13 protein-coding genes and 1 pseudogene are annotated in these 14,897 nt (G+C 70.7%); 9 read left to right on the top strand and 5 right to left on the bottom strand.

Annotated features, from left to right (window positions below; translation table 11 throughout):
* Window positions 1-36: 36 nt before the first annotated feature.
* The 3 genes from ACHBTE_RS01330 (at window position 37) to ACHBTE_RS01340 (ending at window position 2,114) form a co-directional block, all read left to right on the top strand.
* Window positions 37-411, top strand: a complete 375-nt coding sequence (locus ACHBTE_RS01330; RefSeq protein WP_394721378.1) for a TraR/DksA family transcriptional regulator — start codon at window positions 37-39, stop codon at window positions 409-411.
* The gene (locus ACHBTE_RS01335; RefSeq protein ID WP_394721379.1) at window positions 408-1,244 is read left to right on the top strand and encodes a hypothetical protein; all 837 of its coding nucleotides are present in this window, start codon (window positions 408-410) and stop codon (window positions 1,242-1,244) included. The genes ACHBTE_RS01330 and ACHBTE_RS01335 overlap by 4 nt, the downstream gene beginning before the upstream one ends.
* Before the next feature lie 444 nt (window positions 1,245-1,688).
* A complete protein-coding gene (locus ACHBTE_RS01340) occupies window positions 1,689-2,114 on the top strand; it encodes a hypothetical protein (RefSeq protein ID WP_394721380.1) in 426 nt (141 codons plus the stop codon).
* On the opposite strand, the gene ACHBTE_RS01345 is transcribed toward ACHBTE_RS01340, so the two are convergent.
* The gene (locus tag ACHBTE_RS01345) at window positions 2,096-2,938 is read right to left on the bottom strand and encodes a helix-turn-helix domain-containing protein (protein ID WP_394721381.1); all 843 of its coding nucleotides are present in this window, start codon (window positions 2,936-2,938) and stop codon (window positions 2,096-2,098) included. The genes ACHBTE_RS01340 and ACHBTE_RS01345 overlap by 19 nt on opposite strands.
* A gap of 286 nt (window positions 2,939-3,224) precedes the next feature.
* Here ACHBTE_RS01345 and ACHBTE_RS01350 point away from each other — a divergent pair.
* The 3 genes and pseudogenes from ACHBTE_RS01350 (at window position 3,225) to ACHBTE_RS01360 (ending at window position 6,504) form a co-directional block, all read left to right on the top strand.
* Window positions 3,225-3,528 (top strand): annotated as a pseudogene (locus ACHBTE_RS01350) (4a-hydroxytetrahydrobiopterin dehydratase).
* A 5-nt stretch (window positions 3,529-3,533) separates the two neighbouring features.
* The gene (locus tag ACHBTE_RS01355) at window positions 3,534-4,274 is read left to right on the top strand and encodes a class I SAM-dependent methyltransferase (protein ID WP_394721382.1); all 741 of its coding nucleotides are present in this window, start codon (window positions 3,534-3,536) and stop codon (window positions 4,272-4,274) included.
* Between the two features lie 844 nt (window positions 4,275-5,118).
* The gene (locus tag ACHBTE_RS01360; protein WP_394721383.1) at window positions 5,119-6,504 is read left to right on the top strand and encodes a M1 family metallopeptidase; all 1,386 of its coding nucleotides are present in this window, start codon (window positions 5,119-5,121) and stop codon (window positions 6,502-6,504) included.
* Window positions 6,505-6,573: 69 nt separating this feature from the next.
* Here ACHBTE_RS01360 and ACHBTE_RS01365 read toward each other — a convergent pair whose 3' ends face one another.
* On the bottom strand, window positions 6,574-8,406 hold the full coding sequence (locus ACHBTE_RS01365; protein ID WP_394721384.1) for a trypsin-like peptidase domain-containing protein: 1,833 nt from the start codon (window positions 8,404-8,406) through the stop codon (window positions 6,574-6,576).
* A 104-nt stretch (window positions 8,407-8,510) separates the two neighbouring features.
* Here ACHBTE_RS01365 and ACHBTE_RS01370 point away from each other — a divergent pair, with 104 nt between their 5' ends.
* Together ACHBTE_RS01370 and ACHBTE_RS01375 are read left to right on the top strand one after the other, a co-directional pair.
* Window positions 8,511-9,083, top strand: a complete 573-nt coding sequence (locus ACHBTE_RS01370; protein ID WP_394721385.1) for a hypothetical protein — start codon at window positions 8,511-8,513, stop codon at window positions 9,081-9,083.
* A 185-nt stretch (window positions 9,084-9,268) separates the two neighbouring features.
* On the top strand, window positions 9,269-10,225 hold the full coding sequence (locus ACHBTE_RS01375; protein WP_394721386.1) for a class I SAM-dependent methyltransferase: 957 nt from the start codon (window positions 9,269-9,271) through the stop codon (window positions 10,223-10,225).
* A 36-nt stretch (window positions 10,226-10,261) separates the two neighbouring features.
* On the opposite strand, the gene ACHBTE_RS01380 is transcribed toward ACHBTE_RS01375, so the two are convergent.
* Window positions 10,262-10,960, bottom strand: coding sequence for a glycoside hydrolase family 75 protein (locus ACHBTE_RS01380; RefSeq protein WP_394721387.1), 699 nt, complete (start codon window positions 10,958-10,960; stop codon window positions 10,262-10,264).
* 129 nt (window positions 10,961-11,089) lie between these two features.
* On the opposite strand from ACHBTE_RS01380, the gene ACHBTE_RS01385 reads away from it, so the two are divergent.
* On the top strand, window positions 11,090-11,701 hold the full coding sequence (locus ACHBTE_RS01385) for a hypothetical protein (RefSeq protein WP_394721388.1): 612 nt from the start codon (window positions 11,090-11,092) through the stop codon (window positions 11,699-11,701).
* A 170-nt stretch (window positions 11,702-11,871) separates the two neighbouring features.
* Here the strand turns inward: ACHBTE_RS01385 and ACHBTE_RS01390 are convergent, their stop codons facing one another.
* Together ACHBTE_RS01390 and ACHBTE_RS01395 are read right to left on the bottom strand one after the other, a co-directional pair.
* Window positions 11,872-12,660, bottom strand: coding sequence for an aldo/keto reductase (locus ACHBTE_RS01390; RefSeq protein ID WP_394721580.1), 789 nt, complete (start codon window positions 12,658-12,660; stop codon window positions 11,872-11,874).
* A 146-nt stretch (window positions 12,661-12,806) separates the two neighbouring features.
* Entirely contained in the window at window positions 12,807-14,633 is a 1,827-nt protein-coding gene (locus tag ACHBTE_RS01395; RefSeq protein WP_394721389.1) for an AMP-dependent synthetase/ligase, read from the bottom strand.
* Window positions 14,634-14,897 lie beyond the last annotated feature (264 nt).

The following is a 14,897-nucleotide window of genomic DNA, read 5'->3' on the forward strand; positions in this document are numbered from 1 at the left end:
GTAGCGACCTCCTACGCCCTGCCTCGAAGGGGTGATGTGGTGAACCACCAGACCATCGGCGACGGTACGGCGCACCTGTCGGCCGAGGATCTCGCCGCGCTGCGCGAGAACCTGCACGAGCAGCGGCTGTTCCGCCAGGAGCAGCTGCGGCAGCTCACCGGGCCCGTCACCTCCCGCGCCGAGGACCGGCTCCGGCAGCGGGCCTCCGCGCAGATCGAGGTCCACGTCAAGCTCGCCGCCACGGCCCGGATGGTCCTCGCCGACGTCGAAGCGGCGCTCACCCGCATGAACGACGGCTCCTACGGCGCCTGCCACTTGTGCCGGCGCCCCATCGACCGGGAACGGCTCACGATCGTGCCGCAGGCCCGTTACTGCGCCCGCTGCCAGCAGGTCAGGGAGGCGATCCGGTGACCACCCACCGGCGCCCGGCCGGTGCCGCCGCCCGGCACCGGCCCTGGCCGCTGTGCCGGCGCTGCTGCGGCCTCGCCCTCGACATGGGCAGCGTCCGCACCCGCGCCTGGATCGCCGGCCAGGGTGTGATCGTCGACGCGCCGACCGTCACGGCCCCCGGCACCGACGGGACGTACCCCATCCAGCGCGGCGCCATCGTCGACCCCCCGGGCTGCGCCCGGATGCTGGACCGCCTCCTCGGCCATCGCCTGCCCCGCTCCACCCGGCCCATGGTCATCGTCACCGCACCCGTCCTGGACGGCGTCGCCTACCGCACCCGGGCCCGCACCGCGATCGACGTGCTGCGGCCGGACAGCGTCCTGACCGTGCCCAGTGCCCGATGCGTGGCCGTGGCCGCCGAAGCGGACATGTACCGCCCGCTGATGGTGGTCGACATCGGCGCCCACCTCACCGAAGCGGTCCTGCTGTGCGACGGAGCCGTCACGGACGCGCGCCGCGCCCCCTTGGGCACCGGCGACCTGGCCGGTCCCACGTCACCGGACCAGCTCACCGAGACGGTGGCCTCGATGCTGACCGCGATGCTCCGCCAGGACCGCACCGCACGCGCCGCCGCCGCCCTGCGCCGTGGCGTCCTCCTGGCCGGCGGGGGTGCCCTGCGTCCGGAGATCACCGGTCGTCTCACCCTTCGCCTCGCCGGCCCGCTGCGCGCACCGGTGCGCGTGGTCCCGGCCCCGCACACCGCGGCGGTCCGCGGTGCCGCGCGCCTCCTGCAAGCGGCCCACACCCACCCTTCGGCCTCCGGCCCGTTCTCACCCACTGCCCCGCTGCCCTGACCGACCTCCGCACGTCCCCGCCCCTCTGACCGGCCTCTGCACGTCCCCGCCCCTCTGACCGCCCTCACCGCGGCGTCGCTGCCCTGGCCGGCCGCTGCGTGGCGTCGCTGCCCCGACCGGCCCCGCTGCCTTGGCTGGCCTCTGCACGTCACCGTCCCTCTGGCCTCGGCACGGCCCCGCTGCTTTGGCCGGCCTCGGCACGGCCCCGCTGCTTTGGCCGGCCTCGGCACGGCCCCGCTGCTTTGGCCGGCCTCTGCACCGCCCCGCCTCACTCACCGGCCTCCGCACGGCGCCGATGCCCTCGAGCGCCGCATTACTTCCCGGGTAATCGACCCTCCCACCCCCTGCGCGGCATCGTTGAGGCACCGCGTCCCGGGGCGGCGCACTCCGTTCCGGGGCGCGGGCCCGGCATCTCAACTCGACCTCGACGGAGGGTGATTCGTCATGTCCGCCACCGCGCTCACCGCGCTCGCCCGGACCTCCGACCCGCAGACCGTGCTGCGCCGCTTCCTCGCCCTGGACGCGATGGTGACGGGCGCGAACGGCCTCGCCTACCTCGCCGTGTCCGGTCCGCTGGGCCGGCTCCTCGGGGTGGACTCGGGGCTGCTGCTCGGGCTCGGCGCGTTCCTCGTCGCGTACGCGGCCGGCGTCGCCGCGCTCGCCGCCCGTGCCCGCCCCGCGGCGTTCCCGGTGCGGGCCGTGATCGAGGCCAACCTCGCCTGGTCCGTCCTGAGCCTGGCCGCGCTCGCGTTGTGGCTGTCGCCGACCACGACGGGCGCGGTGTGGACCGTGCTCCAGGCGCTCACCGTCGCCGGCTTCGCGGCACTCCAGCACGCGGCGTTGAAGGTCCGTCAGGAGACCATCGACTGAAGGTACTTGACCGTCGCCGGGTCGGCCGGGAGAAGTGTCTCGATGGCCAGCTCGGCGACGGTCACATCCATCGGGGTGTTGAAGGTGGAGATCGAGGAGATGAAGGACAGCACGCGGCCTTCGTGCTCGATCTGCATCGGCAGCGCGAAGTACGGGACGGGCTCGGCCGGTTCGGCGGCCCCGGCCGCTTCCGGCGGCACCGGGTACGCCGCGACCTCCTCGTACAGCCTGCGCAGTGGCTCGGAGCGGCGCAGCGCGATCTGCCGGTCCATCTGGGCGAGCAGATGCCCCCGCCACTCGCGCAGGTTGCGGATGCGCGGCGCGAGGCCCTGCGGGTGCAGCGTGAGGCGCATCGCGTTCAGCGGGGGCGTGAGGAGGTGCTCGGGGATGCCGTCGAGCAGCATCAGGACGCCCCGGTTGGCCGCGTGGACGTGATACATCGCGTCGACCACGAGGGCGGGGTAGGGCTCGTAACCCTGGATCAGCTGCTCCATGCCCGCGCGCAGCGCGTCCAGCGCCGGGTCGTCCAGCGGGGTCTCCGGGTAGTGCGGGGCGTATCCGGCCGCCAGCAGCAGCGCGTTGCGCTCCCGCACCGGCACGTCCAGATGCTCCGCCAGCCGCAGCACCATCTCCTCGCTCGGACGGGAGCGGCCCGTCTCGATGAAGCTGATGTGCCGCGCCGAGGAGTCGGCCCGCAGCGCCAACTCCAGCTGGCTGACCCGCCGTTGCTCCCGCCAGGCCCGCAGCAGGGGGCCGACGCCCTGGCCGGCGGGGGCGGAGGCGGCGGAGGGCGCGGAGACGCGTTCCGGCGGGACGGTGGTCATGGGTACGACCGTAGTCGAAGGGCGTGTGGAACGGCCGGTCGGTGGGCGTCGTCCTCGCGGGGCATCCCTGGTGAGCGGGCCCGCGCAGGGCCCGGACGACGGGCGTCGCCCCTGGTGAGCGGGCTGGTGGCGCGCACGGACGACCGGCCTGCACGGTCGGCGCCACGCGCCCGCCTCACCCGACCGGCTCCCTCGCCAATGACCCGGGCGCCCTCTGACCAGGGCCGTCGCGCCCCGGCTGTGGCAGGCTGAGGATGAAGCCGACCGTCCAGGAAGGAGCGAGGCCATGCCCCTCGAACCGCTGTCGCAGAAGGAGATCGAGGACCGGCTCGCGGAGCTGCCGGGCTGGTCACTGGACGGCGACCGCATCGCACGCTCCTACCGGCTGTCCTCCCACTTCGCGGCCACGGCGATGGGTCGTGCACATCGCCCAGGTCCAGGAGGAGCTCGACCACCACTCCGATCTCACCCTCGGCTACAACACGGTGTCCCTCACCGTGCACACGCACACCGTCGGCGGCGTGACCGAGCGGGACTTCGACCTCGCCAGGAAGATCGAGGAACTCGCCCCGGGCCACGGCGCCCACTGACGCGCGTGCTGGACTACGACAAGGAAGCGGAGCGCTACGACGCCTCGCGCGGCGGCGAGGCCAGGGCGGCGGCTGCCGCGCAGGCCGTGCTGGGACTCCTGCCGCACGGCACGCGCAGCCTGCTCGACGCCGGCTGTGGCACCGGCATCGTGACCCGACGGCTCGCCGCGGCTCGGGGCGGCCTGCGCGTGACGGGCGTCGACCGTGCGCCGAACATGGTCCGGCAGGCCGCTGCCCGTCTGCCGGGCGCCGTCGTGCTTGCCGACAGCCGTCGGCTGCCGTTCCGGGACGGCCGTTTCGACGCCGTCAGCAGCGTGTGGCTGCTGCATCTGGCGCAGGGCGACGAGGACGTGCGGACTCTCGTGGGGGAGTGCGCCCGGGTGCTGCGGCCCGGCGGGGTCTATGTCACCACGGTCGACAAGGCCGCCGCCCACAACGTGGGCAGCGACATCGATGCCGTGCTCGCCTCCCGCCCGCGCCGCCCCGCCCGGGACGCGGTGGCCGTCGTCGAGGCGCACGCCCTCGGCCACGGCCTGGTCCCGGCGGGCCGGTCCCGGTTCACGGGCCACGGCCAGGGCCGCAGTCCTCGCCGCACGATCGCCGACCTGCGCCGCGGCTGGTTCGTCACCCTGCCGCCCGGCGAGCTGGCCGACGAGTTCGCCGCCCGCCTGGCACAACTGCCGGCCCAGGACCGGCCCCGCCCCGACCCGGTGTTCACCCTGCGGGCGTTCCGGAAGCCCGGGTGACACCGACACCGCCGGATCTTCGGCACCGACCGCTCCAGTCTCTTCCTCGGCGACGGCGCCACGACTCACTGGGACGCACCCTGAGCCGGCAGCTCGCTCGCTATCCTCTGGGGCGGCTGATCCATGTGACGTAGGTGACCGCGGCCGTTCCGCATGTGGCAACGGAGGTCCGGCCCCTGTACACGAACGGGCCTTCGCCTACCCAGGTCCGGCCGTCACTCGCCCGGCATGTGACCATGGCCTTGTGGCGCATCACCGCTGTCGCCCCTCCGGTGCATCGCACCTTCCCATAGTGCTTCCCGCCTGCCGAATAGGCGGACTTGGTGCACGAGTAAGGCTGGGCGGACGCTGCTTGAGATGCATGGGCGGTGCCGAGCAGGGCGGCCAGAGCCACCCCCAAAGAGGCTCCCGCAGTAATGTATTTCTTCATTTCCCCTCCCGTGAACAGCCAAAAAAACGCAGACCGAACGCCGTCGTGAACCGGTGAGAATGGGAAGACGGCGAGAAGTCGCGTTCCGCTGGAACTCGGCGAGCTCATCCCGGAGTCATGGCTCTCGGGTGCCGGCCAGAATTCCCCTGTCGGAGCCGAAGGCCGGTGGTCAGCGCGGCCCGCGCTCATCACCATCATTGATCATGGTGATGAGCGTGTCAGCCGGATGAGTGCAAAGAATTCTTTACGAAGCAGGAGGCAACCAAGAGACGAGGCAGGGTTTCTGACGTCTCGCGTCCCCCGATCGACTGGAGACACGAGATGAAACCGCGTACAGCGAACGGCCGTCGGGTTCGGCCGATGGCCTCGGGCCTTCTTTCCGGCCGGATTCCGGCTGCGGTACTCCTCCTGGCCATGACGACCTCCTGCACCGGCTCCGCGTCGCGGGACGGTGCCGCCGTGGCCTCGACACCCGGCGCGGCCGGCGTGGGTGACCGGCTGTTCCCGGCACTGGGCAACGGCGGCTACGACGTGGCGCACTACGGACTGACCCTGGACTACGTGCCCGAGACGAACCGTCTGAAGGGCACGGCTGTCATCACAGCCCGCGCCGAACAGGGCCTGAGCCGCTTCGACCTCGACCTGTCAGGGCTGCACGTCCGCCAGGTCACGGTGCAGGGGGTGAAGGCCCGATACACGCGTGCGAAGGACGAGTTGCTGGTGACACCGGCGAAACCCGTCATGGACGGCGACACCTTCAAGACGGTCGTCACCTACGACGGCACCCCCCGCACGATCGAGAACGACGACGGAAGCCGGGAGGGCTGGATCGAGACCGACGACGGCTCGACCGCCCTCGGCCAGCCCGCCGGTTCCATGACCTGGTTCCCGGGCAACCACCACCCCTCCGACAAGGCCACCTACGACATCACGGTCACCGTGCCCAAGGACGAGGACGGCGACCCCTACGACGTGGTCGGCAACGGCGAACTGATCTCGGAAGAGGACAAGGGCGGGACGGTGACCCGGCACTGGCGCACCGAAGAGCCCATGGCCGATTATCTCGCTCACGTCTCCGTCGGCTACTTCGAGGTCCACAAGGGCCGTACCGGCGATGACGTACCCGTGTACGTCGCCGTCGACCCGGATGAGTCGGAGGCCGCCGCGGACGTCGACGTCACGGCACTCGTGCCCGAGATCGTCGACTGGGGAAGCGAACGCTTCGGTCCCTACCCCTTCTCCTCCGCCGGCGCGATCGTCGACCATCTGCCCGGGCTCGACTATGCCCTGGAGACCCAGACCAAGCCCTACTTCGACGAGGCGCCGGACGAGAAGCTGCTCGTGCACGAGCTGGCGCACCAGTGGTTCGGCAACTCCGTCACCCCGCGCGAGTGGAAGGACATCTGGCTCAACGAGGGGCTGGCCACGTACGCGGAGTGGCTCTGGGAGGAGGGGCAGGGCGGGAGGAGCGCCGACGAGATCTTCGAGGACTTCTACGACGGCACGGACCCCGAGAGCGAGGGCATCTGGGCCTTCCCCCCGGCAGACCCCCCCGACGCGGCACGCGTCTCCGACCCGCCGGTCTACGGACGCGGCGCCATGGTGGTGCACAAGGTACGCGAGGCGGTCGGTGACAAGACCTTCTTCGACGTCCTCCGTACCTGGACCCGACAGCACCGGCACGGCAACGCCGATACCGGGCAGTTCATCGCGCTGTGCGAGGACAAGGCCGGGAAGAACCTGGCGAAGCTCTTCGACGTATGGCTCTTCGGCGACAAGAAGCCGTCGCGGGCGCGATGAGAGCGATCCGTCGGGAAGGGCTCCTCCTCCGCGTGACGGAAGAGCCCTTCCCCTGCTCGCCGGGAGATGTCACGCGGGCGGGTACACCAGGGTGATCTCGCGGTTCAGGCCGGTCTCGTCGGCGTCCGGGTACATGGAGACCTCACCGTCGGACCACCGCACCAGGAAGTCGTCGGGGTGGCGGTTCTCCGTGTAGTCGCCGGCGCCCAGGATGGTGGCGTGGGTCCAGAGCCGGTTGGGTTTCTTGACCTGGATCTCGCCGTGGAAGCCGTTCTGGTCGAGGTCCTTGTAGAGGGTCAGTTCGCCATCGGTCCAGCGCACCATGAGGTCGTGCTGATCGTTGCCGGTGAAGTCGCCCGAGGTGAGCGTCGCGGCGTGCTTCCAGGTGCCGTTGGGCGCGGCGAGCTTCTTCTCGCCGTGGAAGCCGTCGCGGTTGACGTCGGTGTACAGGGTGACCTCGCCGTCGCTCCAGCGGACCAGCAGGTCGTCGGTCCACTTGTTGCTGCTCGTATAGCGGCCACCGGTGATGGAAATGGCGTGCTTCCACAAGGCGTTGGGCTTCTGCAACTGGACCTCGCCGTGAAAACCCCGCTCGTCGACGTCGGGATAGAGCGTCAGCTCACCGTCGGTCCAGCGGACGATCAGGTCGTCCCGGTCGGCACCGGTGAAGTCGCCCGCCGCGATGGTCGCGGCGTGCTTCCAGGTGCCGTTGGGCCCGGTGAGACGAAACTCCTTGTCGAAGTTGTCGCCGTCCTCACCCGCGCCGCGGTACAGGGTCACTTCGCCGTCGGACCAGCGCACGATCAGGTCGGAGTAGTCCCACGTCCCGGGGTTGCCGTCGGTGAAGTAGCCCCCGGCCATGACCTCGGCGTGCTTCCAGGTCTCGGCCTTGCCCAGCACACCACGGCCGGCCGGCTGACGGTTGTTGACGGCGTCGTCGTACAGTGCCTTGGCGTCGGCGTCGAGGTAGGAGCTGTAGGAGATGTCGTCCTTGTCGCCGCCGGTCTTCCAGCCGCCGATGACGCCGATCAGGCCCCAGCCGCCGCCCCGCTTGACGAGGAACGGGCCGCCGGACGCGCCGCCGGAGTACTTGTCGCACGCGATCCGCAGGAAACTGCCCGGGATCTTCGGGTCGGTGCTGTTGTAGCGGACGGTCTTGTCCGTGCAGTCCAGCGGGCGCTTCTGGTTGGCCGGGTAGCCGATGAGGCGGACCGGGTCGTGGGCGTACCCGGCATTGATCATCAGCTCGGCCCCGCCGACGACGTCCTGGACCTGCTTGCCGCCGCGCGGTTCGATCTGCAGGAAATTGAAGTCGAGGTCGGCCGCGGCGTCCGGGCCCTTGGACAGGTAGCGCTTGTCGACATAGATACGCCCGGGCTTGACGGTGAAGGCGCCGTGCGGCTTCCTGCCGTCGTCGTACTGCGGGACGAACGTGAGGTTCTTGCGCGCGTCCTGGTCGTCGAAGCAGTGACCGGCGCTCATCACGATGTTCTTGCCGGGGCTCTTGACGACCGTGCCACCACAGAAGCGGCCGGTGTCGGTTCCGTCGTTCCAGAAGAAGGTGCCGACGACCGGCAGCCCCTCGAAAGGTTTGCTGGGAGAGCGCGGTGTCCTGGACGGGGCCGGAAATTGCTTGGCCTGCTGCTCCTGCACGGGCTTCGCGGCCCGCATGCGCTCCGCGGTCCAGTAGCTGTCGGCGTCGGCCGGTGTGAACCCGCGCGCGTCGTCATCCCCGCCCGCCGGGACGGGAGTCGGCGGTACGGAAGGCTGTTCCGCCGGGGCGCTCGGGGTGGCACTCCCCGAGGGAGGCGGGCCGCTCGGGTCCGCGTACGCCGGAAGGCCCGGCAGCAGAACGAGTGCGGCGGCCCCCGCCACGGCACTCAGTGCTCTGCGTAACTTCATGGTCGAATCCCCCAGATCAGATGAGACGCGCGTCACGCGGCATGGCGTGAGTGCGTCACGGTCGGTCATGATCGTATGACCACTTCGGGCAGGGGAAAGCGCATATGATCCACTTCACACGCTCGTCCGTGCGGTGCGGACTCGCCGCAATTGCGGTGCCGCTGACCCTGCTCGGGTGCGCCGGGGCGGCGCACGCCGATCCACTCCCGTCGCCCGGACGGGGATACGTCTCCGTCAGCGGCTCGGCAGCACCTGGCGAGTTGGTGGAACTCACGGTCAAGGCACGCCCCGGCAATCCGCACCCGACGTCGGTGGAGGTCTCCGGTCCGGCGCTGACCGACGACACCACCCTCGGCGACACCAAGAGCGCGTGGGTGGGTGCGGGCCGGATCAAGAAGAACGTGAAGCCCGGCACCTATCGCGTGACGTTCACGCTGCGGCACAGGGACGCCGACTGCGTGACGGAGAAGGACCGCGACTATGTCTGCGACTACCCTTCGATCGTCCTGAACACCGAGGTGAAGGTCTCGGCTGCCCCTGAGGCCCCGGCATCGGGCAAGGGGTCGGGCTTCAGCGGCGGCTTGGCCCTGGGCGTCGCGGCGGGTGCCGTGGGGACGCTGGCGGCGGGCGGAACAGTGCTGCGCCTCCGGCGCCGCGAGGACGCGGCTCCCAGGTGAAGAGCCTGAGCGGGACAGCGACTCGGGCTGCGCGCACCGGTGCGGTGACCCCGGCTGGTCAGTGTCCCGGCCCGTCACCGCACCGCATTTTCAGGGCCCGCTTTTTTGCGGTTACGGCAAGGACAGTGGCCCCGTGGCGGTGCGTCGGCGCACGCTGTCGGCATCCGGACGAGAGGCTGACCACCATGGCGCACGACGACCCCCACCACGACGACCCCCGGCACCACGATCACGGCCACGGCGACAGCCACAGCCACAGCCACAGTCACAACCACGGCCACGGCCACGGCCACGATCACGGCGACATCGACTGGGACGAGATGGCCCCGCTGCTCCAGACGGAGGCGGAGCTGTTCACGCCCCTGTACGAGCACGCTCTGGCCTGGCTGGCGAAGCGGCAGACCGAGCCGGGGCTGATCGTGGACGCGGGCAGCGGGCCCGGCGTCGTCGCCTGCCTCCTCGCCGACGCCTTCCCCGGCGCCCGGGTCGTCGCCGTCGACGCGTCCGAGCCGCTGCTGGAACGGGCCCGGGCAAACGCCGAGCGGCTCGGCGTCGCCGACCGGTTCGGCACTCTCGCCGGTGAACTCCCGGGCGTACTGGACGACTTGGACTACCCGGTCGACCTGCTCTGGGCGGGCCGCAGTCTGCACCATCTGGGCGACCAGCGCGCCGCCCTCGCCGCATTCGCCGACCGTCTCGCCCGCGGCGGCACGCTGGCGCTTCAGGAAGGCGGCCTCCCGGCCCGGTTCCTGCCGCGCGACATCGGCTTCGGGCGCCCGGGCCTCCAGGCGCGCCTGGACGCGCTGGAGGCCGAGTGGTTCGCCGCGATGCGGGCGGACCTGCCCGGCTCGGTCTCCGAGACCGAGGACTGGCCGGCCCTGCTCACCGCCGCCGGTCTGCGGCCGAGCGGCACCCGCACCTTCCTGCTCGATCTGCCGGCCCCCACCACGGACCGTGCCCGCGCCTACGTCGTCGCCCGGCTGACCCGTATCCGCGAGGGCCTCGGCGACCGCCTCGACACCGACGACCGCGCCACCCTCGACCGGCTCCTGGACCCGGACGACAAGGCGAGCGTGCACCACCGTCCCGATGTCTTCGTGCTCGCGGCGCAGACCGTGCACACGGCCGTGCGGACGAAGTGACGCCGGCCGGCGCCTCGTCCGCACGCACGCCTGCGGTCAGTCGTTCGCGATGAACTCCCTCGCCAGCTGCTCGCCCATCGACACCGCCGCGCTGTGGCTCTCGATGGGGGAGATCCGCGAGTTCTTGAAGAGGATGTACGTCACGCCGGAGGCCGTCCCGCCGGTCGCCGGGTCGGGGTCGATGCCCAGACGCTCAGCGGCGGCGTAGGAGGCCTCACCGATGATGCGCTGCGGGCCGGTGTCGCCGACGACGGCGTACAGGACCTGATCGCCGTGGACGACGGCGGCCACGCTCCCGCCCGTGATGCCCGCCGCGCGGTAGTCCCAGATCCCGCTGGGGCCGGGGACGACGACGTACGGCAGCGTGTCCGACCTCAGCGGTTCGCCGTCGGACTGATGGAACGCCGTGTCGGGCAGGAACCACGGGTCCGCGATCTCGTTGCACTTGTCCGTGCGCCGGCCGTCGCAGTCGATGTCCATGTCCGCCTGCCAGAAGACCGCACCGGCCGTGCCGCAGACGGGGACCGTGGCCGGGGCCGTCTGGTCGGTGCGGTACTTGCCGTTCGAGATCTGCGAGCAGGACCTCACCTTCGCGAGGAGCTCGGCCGCGGCGACCGGGCCCGGTCGGGGGGACGGCGGTGGCTCCGGGGTGCCGACGGCACTCGCGGGGAGCAGCCCGGCGATCGGCAGCGCGGCGGCGAGGGCCGCGGCCAGGGTCAGCGTCCTGATGCGCACGTGAGGGATCCTCCTGTTGGGAAAGTTTCCTTATTTGCGCATTCTGTGCTGATTGCGGCGTCATGACCCCGGTAGAAGACTGGACATGCCGAAGATTTCGGATGCGAGCCCGGTTTTCCGGGAGGTGTCATGTTCGTACGCGCCATTTACACGACCGGCGATCCCACGAAGATCGACACTGCCATCAGGGCGATGAACACAGAGGGGCGGGATCTGCTGGAGGACCGTCCGGGCTACCGCGGCGCGAGTGTCTTCGTGGACCGGACGCTCGGCAAGCTCCTGGCGGCGAGCTGGTGGGACTCGGAGCAGGCACGGCGCAACAGCGACGAGGTGCTGCGCGAGCGGCGGGCGGCGATGCTGGAGCCGTTCGCGGGCACCCTGGCCGTCGAGAACTACGAGGCGGCGGTCTTCCACCAGGTGCGGCATCCGCAGGCGGGCGGCGGACTGCGGCTCACCAGGCTGGATTTCGACCCCAGGGACGCGGACCTGCTTGCCGACACGTTCCGGACGACGGTGGTGACCCGGCTCGAGACTCTGACGGGTCTGGCCCGGGCCTCACTGCTGATCGACCGGGAGCGGGGACGGGGGATGGTCGGAGTGCTGTTCGTCGACCATGCCGCCCTGGAGGCGTCCCGTTCGGGTCAGGCGGCGGCCAGGCACGAGGGCGCGGCCAAGGCGCATGTGACCGTGACGGGACTGGAGGAGTTCGAGGTCGTCTTCACCGACGTGCGCGAGCACTGAGGCGCGCGGTCGGGCGCCGACCGCCCCGCGAGCCCGGCTCTCTCCCGCGCGTGAACGCGTCCGCCCGCCGCTCGGCCGTCCGAGCGGCGGGCGCGCGGTGGGGCGGGCGGTGCGGGCGCGCGGGCGAAGGGGCTTGGGCGGTGGCGGGTGCGCCGCCGCCGGCGTGGCGGTCAGGCCGCGAACGTCGCCGGGTCCGGACCGATACGCCGGTCCTCGTTCAGCGCGCTGATCGCCGCGAGGTCCTCGTCGTCCAGGCTGAAGTCGAAGACCTCGATGTTCTCCTTGATCCGCGACGGCGTCACGGACTTCGGGATCACGACGTTGCCCAGCTGGAGGTGCCAGCGCAGCACGATCTGGGCCGGGGTGCGGCCGTGCTTCTGCGCGATGGCGACGATCGCCGGGACCTCCAGCAGCCCCTTGCCCTGGCCGAGCGGCGACCAGGCCTCGGTGGCGATGCCCTGCTCGGCGTGGAACTCGCGGGAGACCTGCTGCTGAAGGTGGGGGTGCAGCTCGATCTGGTTCACCGCCGGGACGACCGACGTCTCGTCGATCAGCCGGCGAAGGTGTTCCGGAAGGAAGTTGGAGACCCCGATGGCACGGATCCGGCCGTCGGCGTGCAGCTTCTCGAAGGCCTTGTAGGTGTCGACGTACGTGCCGCGGGCCGGCATCGGCCAGTGGATGAGGTACAGGTCCACATAGTCCAGGCCCAGCTTCTCCAGCGACAGGTCGAAGGCGCGGAGGGTGGAGTCGTACCCCTGGTCGCTGTTCCAGAGCTTGGTGGTGACGAAGACGTCCTCGCGGGGGAGGCCGGAGGCGGCGATGGCCTTGCCGGTGCCCTCCTCGTTGCCGTAGATCGCCGCTGTGTCGATGCTGCGGTACCCGGCCTCGAGCGCCGTGGTGACCGCGCGCTCCGCCTCGTCGTCCGGCACCTGCCAGACGCCGAAGCCCAGCTGGGGCATCTCGACGCCGTTGTTGAGGGAGATCGGGGGGACCTTGCTCACGAGCTTGTGATCCTTACGGTTGTCGTCAGGTGGTACTCATATCGTCAACGATCACGAGCCGCGATGCATTCCTGACGGCGGAATCCGTTCGAACCGATCGGCCCTCAGGCCTGGTACAGCGCCTCGACCTCTCCGGAGTAGGCGTTCTCGATCGCCTTGCGCTTCAACTTCAGTGAGGGCGTGAGCAGTCCGTGCTCCTCGGTGAAGGGCTGGGCGAGGATACGGAAGGTGCGGATCGACTCGGCCTGCGAGACAAGCGTGTTGGCGGCCACGACCGCGCGCCGCACCTCCGTCTCCAGGTCCGCGTCGCGCACCAGTTCAGCCGGTGTCATCTGCGGCTTGTCCCGCATCATCAGCCAGTGCTCCACGGCCTCCTGGTCGAGGGTGACCAGGGCCGCGATGTACGGGCGGTCGTTGCCGACCACGATGCACTGCGAGACCAGGGGATGGTCGCGGACGCGTTCCTCCAGCAGACCCGGCGAGACGCTCTTGCCGCCGGACGTGACAAGGATCTCCTTCTTGCGGCCGGTGATGGTGAGGTAGCCGTCCTCGTCGAGGGAGCCCAGGTCGCCGGTGGCGAGCCAGCCGTCGTGCAGGGTCTCGTCGGTGGCCTTCGGGTTGTTGAGGTAGCCCTGGAAGACGTTGGCGCCGTGCAGCCAGACCTCGTTGTCGTCCGCGATGTGCACGGTCACGCCCGGGATGGGGCGGCCGACGGTGCCGAAGCGGGTGCGGTCCGGCGGGTTGGCGGTCGCCGCCGCGGTGGACTCGGTGAGGCCGTAGCCCTCGTAGATGTGCACGCCGGCCCCGGCGAAGAACAGCCCGAGCCGCCGGTCCATCGCCGAACCGCCGGACATGGCGTGCCGGATACGGCCGCCCATCGCCGCGCGCATCTTGGCGTAGACGAGCTTGTCGAAGATCTGGTGCTGCATCCGCAGACCGGCCGACGGGCCCGGGCCGACGCCCCAGGCCTTGGCCTCCAGGGCGTCCGCGTACTTCACGGCGACATCGACGGCCTTCTCGAAGGCGCCCGCCCTGCCCTCCTTCTCGGCCTTGCGGCGGGCGGCGTTGAAGACCTTCTCGAAGATGTACGGCACGGCCAGGAAGAACGTCGGCCGGAACGCCGCGAGGTCCGGCAGCAGCGCAGCCGCGTGCATCTGCGGCTGATGACCGAAGCGCACCCGGCCGCGGATCGCGGCGACCTGCACCATGCGTCCGAAGACATGCGCGAGCGGCAGGAACAGCAGCGTCGCCGCCTCGTCGCCCTTCTTGGAGTGGAACACCGGCTCCCAGCGCTCGACGACGGTGTCCGCCTCGTACATGAAGTTGCCGTGCGAGATGACACACCCCTTGGGGCGCCCGGTCGTGCCCGAGGTGTAGATGATCGTGGCGACCGAGTCGGGTGTGACCGCCTGCCGGTGGCGGTGGACGACCTCGTCGTCGAGGTGGGCCCCGGCCTCGTACAGCTCCGGCACCGCACCCGCGTCCAGCTGCCACAGCTGGTGCAGCTGGGGAAGCCGGTCGATGACGGTGGCGATCGTCATCGCGTGGTCCTCGTGCTCGACGATCGCGGCCGAACACTCGGCGTCGTACAGCATCCAGAAGCACTGCTCGGCCGAGGAGGTGGGATAGATCGGCACCACCTGGGCGCCGACGGTCCACAGGGCGAAGTCGAACAGCGTCCACTCGTACCGGGTACGGGACATGATCGCGACGCGGTCGCCGAACCGGATGCCGCGGGCCAGCAGCCCCTTGGCAAGGGCCAGCACCTCGTCGCGGAACTCCGCGGAGGTGACGTCCCGCCACCGGCCGCTGTCGTCCTTGCGGCCGAGAGCGACCTTGAGGGGGTCCTCCTGGGCATGCTCGAAGACGACGTCGGCCAGGCCGCCCACCGGCGGCGCCAACGCCAACGGAGGGTTGGTGAACTCGCGCAAACCCGCTCCCCGCTGCCCGCTCCGAATGTTTCGGCTGAAAAGCTCCGCTCAGCGCCGTGAAAGCTACCTCACTCTTCGTGAGGAGGGGAGGGGGCGAAAGGCGAGCAGGGCTCAGGTATGCACAGGTCAGCGCGGGAAAATGCGCTCACATGGGGAAGGGTCGGACAGAAAACTGACCGTGGAGTAAGTTTCGGGCCCGTAATCTCCACCGAATCTGTACGACCCGATCACCCGCCACGACCCGAGTCGATCATGCCATCCTCG

Source organism: Streptomyces sp. M41 (genome assembly GCF_043673425.1).
GTDB lineage: Bacteria > Actinomycetota > Actinomycetes > Streptomycetales > Streptomycetaceae > Streptomyces.

Coding starts and splice junctions, on each gene's coding strand:
- ACHBTE_RS01340 (WP_394721380.1), top strand. CDS start 1,689: ATGTCCGCCACCGCGCTCACCGCGCTCGCCCGGACCTCCGACCCGCAG.
- ACHBTE_RS01345 (WP_394721381.1), bottom strand. CDS start 2,938: ATGACCACCGTCCCGCCGGAACGCGTCTCCGCGCCCTCCGCCGCCTCC.
- ACHBTE_RS01360 (WP_394721383.1), top strand. CDS start 5,119: ATGACGACCTCCTGCACCGGCTCCGCGTCGCGGGACGGTGCCGCCGTG.
- ACHBTE_RS01365 (WP_394721384.1), bottom strand. CDS start 8,406: ATGAAGTTACGCAGAGCACTGAGTGCCGTGGCGGGGGCCGCCGCACTC.
- ACHBTE_RS01370 (WP_394721385.1), top strand. CDS start 8,511: ATGATCCACTTCACACGCTCGTCCGTGCGGTGCGGACTCGCCGCAATT.
- ACHBTE_RS01375 (WP_394721386.1), top strand. CDS start 9,269: ATGGCGCACGACGACCCCCACCACGACGACCCCCGGCACCACGATCAC.
- ACHBTE_RS01385 (WP_394721388.1), top strand. CDS start 11,090: ATGTTCGTACGCGCCATTTACACGACCGGCGATCCCACGAAGATCGAC.
- ACHBTE_RS01390 (WP_394721580.1), bottom strand. CDS start 12,660: ATGCCCCAGCTGGGCTTCGGCGTCTGGCAGGTGCCGGACGACGAGGCG.